This window comes from Bathymodiolus platifrons methanotrophic gill symbiont (genome assembly GCF_002189065.1).
Classification (GTDB): domain Bacteria; phylum Pseudomonadota; class Gammaproteobacteria; order Methylococcales; family Methylomonadaceae; genus Methyloprofundus.
Genome location: NZ_BDMN01000042.1, coordinates 1 through 2754 on the forward strand (window position 1 = coordinate 1; position 2754 = coordinate 2754).

The window sequence follows — 2754 nt, forward strand, 5'->3', positions numbered from 1 at the left end:
GGGCTGATAAAGGGTGATAAAATTATTGGGACGTTACGAAATCTGGTAGGTGAAACCTTGATTGAAAACTTACCTATCCCTTTTACAGCAGTTGCCGCTGATATTCAGGCTGAAAAAGAAGTTTGGTTAAATAACTGACCACTTTTTGATGCTATTAGGGCTTCCATTTCATTACCACTATTTTTTACCCCATTTAATCATAACGGCGTGTTGCTGGTTGATGGGGGAGTATTAAACCCTGTGCCGATTGCCCCTACGTTTAATGATAGGACTGATTTAAAAATAGCGGTTAATCTGGGTGGGGCCGTAGCAGACGTTAAGCAAGTTGAATCGAAAGCTGAGCCAGCTAATGAACGCCCCTTTTTGCATCAAAAGGTTGCTGGTTTTATAGATAGCTTGCGTGATGGATCTGTAGCTGCTTTGGGGCTGGATTGGGGGATGTATGATGTGGCTAACCAGTCATTTGATGCCATGCAAAGTACTATTGCTCGTCAGAAGTTAGCGGCCTATCCTCCCGATATTATTATTGAAATTCCGCGGAATGCCTGTGGTACTTTAGAGTTTGATCGTGCTGATGAAATGATTGAACTTGGGCGAGCCACGGCCTTGCAACATATATCAAACTAACTTGCATTTGATAGTAGTAGATTACCTGTTTCAATCACTTCATTTACCAAATCTCTGGCATGTTGCTCTGTGGTTCGTGCACCGACAAAGCAGGGACGAATAACCAGCTGTCCATTAATTAAAGTAGTACTGGGAATATTGCGTGCATTTTTTGTTAATTGTCGGTGTATTTGCCGATTAAACTCATTAAGGTTTTCCACGCTCTGATCAACAAAACGAAAACAACAAATGGACAAGGTTGGTTCTTGCACCACCTCCAGGTTAGGGTGTTGATGAGCTAGATCAGCCACTAGTCGAGCCATGTCATTATGTCGGCAGATGCGTTTCTGTATGCCGGTTTTACCAATTTCGCGAATAAGAGCCCATACCACAGCCCCGCGCGAAGGCGCTGATAACTCAACGCCAAAATCATGGTAAGGAATGCCCATACTATCCATAGAGTTTTGAATATTATGGTCAGTACAAGCTCCTTCAAGATAGTCAGCGGCACCCTGACTAAATGCGCGATATAAAATATTTCGGTCACGCACATAAGTTGCTCCAATGCCCACGGGAGCTCCTAACCATTTATGCGGGTCAATAATGACTGAATCCACTCTCTCTATTCCCTGGTATAAGTCGCGAATGCGAGGGTCAAGAATGCCGGGTAAACCATAGGCACCATCTACATGCATCCATATATCAAATTCAGCGGCAATGTCTGCAATGGCATTCAATGGATCGATTGCCCCGGTATTCGTTGTTCCCGCATTAGCAACGATAGCCACTGCTACGATGTCCTTAGTCATATCTTCTTGTAATTGACAGCGCAAAGCCTGGGGACAAATTCGCCCATGACTATCCGTTGCAATGCTAACTACGGCGGAACGCCCCATACCTAGAACAGCTGCGGCTCGGTGAATGGTGCGATGACAGGCGCTGCTGGTATATAACCGGCATGACATGGTCATACCCTCTTCAGCGACATTAATGCCTAGTTTTTCAAATGCCCATTGCCGTGCGGCTCCGATTGCAACCAGATTAGCGATTGAACCTCCACTGCTATACACTCCTTTCATGGCTGGGGACAAAGCAAACATTTCTGCCATCCATTCTAATGACAATTCCTCCAGATAATTATATGCGGTCATGCCAACCCGTTGCGGTGCAACAACAGCACCACTCAAAGAAGCCAGTACTCCCATCGAACTCGCACCTGTAGTAATAAACGAAGTACATCCTGGTTTGGGAATCTGGGAGCCATTGGGAATAAGGTATTGCCCCATCTCAGCGATAAGTTGCTCACTGCCAATGCCCTGGGCAGGTACATTTCCACCTAAAGCAGATTTCCAGCTATCTATACTAGACACGGCATCGGGATGTTCAAAGCGCAGGTATTGATCAAGTTCAGTAGCAAAGTTCTTTAATAGTTCACTAAGGTTTCCGCATTCTGCAAGCTCTTGGTACATGTTATTACTCTTGTTCGGGTAACCGTTCAGTCGCCCTCCTTATCAGGAGGGGTTAGATGAGGTTTTATTAGAAAAAGGTTCCTCAATCCCTCTTTTGGGATCTGAACGGTTACTTATTTGGTTATTATTATGTCGATACTTTAGCGTTGCTGTTGAAACGCGTTACTATGTTGATAGCGTGCATTACCAACTAACATTTCCAATGTTAACTGTTTTGATCAGTTGATTGAATTGTGCTACATCCATGTGATTTACTCTTTAAGAAAAAAGGGTTCATTTTTAATGTTTTTTGGTATTCGTCGTCCAGTAGGTGATTTTTCTAATAACGTCACAGCGCGGTTATTCTCAGGGGCAATACTAATATGAACCGGCCTATTTTTACCATAATAATATAAACGGTCAAACGAGAGATTGTTCACAACCCATTTTGCTACAATTTTCTAACGAGTTAAAGTCTGCAATTTCTGACAAACTAGCTTTAAAATTCTTATTCACCTGTCCATAAAGTTAATGGTTTTTCATTATTACTATATGCAAAAATTGGGTTTATAAAAAATCGACAAATTAGGTGGTATTTTTGACTAATAATGAAATATGGTTGAGTGGCAAGGAAGCCAAATAAATTTTAAAGGTTTCTGATTGTGACCTTTCTCATTTACGAAATGATGGTGAGTTGGTT

At 42.6% G+C, this 2754-nt stretch carries 1 protein-coding gene and 1 pseudogene; one reads left to right on the plus strand and one right to left on the minus strand.

Features of this window, described 5'->3' with window-relative positions:
- Positions 1–627: pseudogene (locus CDZ78_RS03085) on the plus strand (patatin-like phospholipase family protein); the annotation flags it as partial.
- On the opposite strand, the gene CDZ78_RS03090 reads toward CDZ78_RS03085, so the two are convergent.
- Positions 624–2075 carry a pyridoxal phosphate-dependent decarboxylase family protein gene (locus tag CDZ78_RS03090; RefSeq protein ID WP_087868657.1) on the minus strand — a complete coding sequence of 484 codons (1452 nt, stop codon included), beginning with the start codon at positions 2073–2075 and terminating at the stop codon, positions 624–626. The pseudogene CDZ78_RS03085 and the gene CDZ78_RS03090 sit on opposite strands and share 4 nt — an antisense overlap.
- Between the last annotated feature and the right edge of the window lie 679 nt (positions 2076–2754).

Bases quoted from the DNA above. Each gene is read 5' to 3' on its own strand.
- CDZ78_RS03090 (WP_087868657.1), bottom strand. From the start codon at position 2,075: ATGTACCAAGAGCTTGCAGAATGCGGAAACCTTAGTGAACTATTAAAG.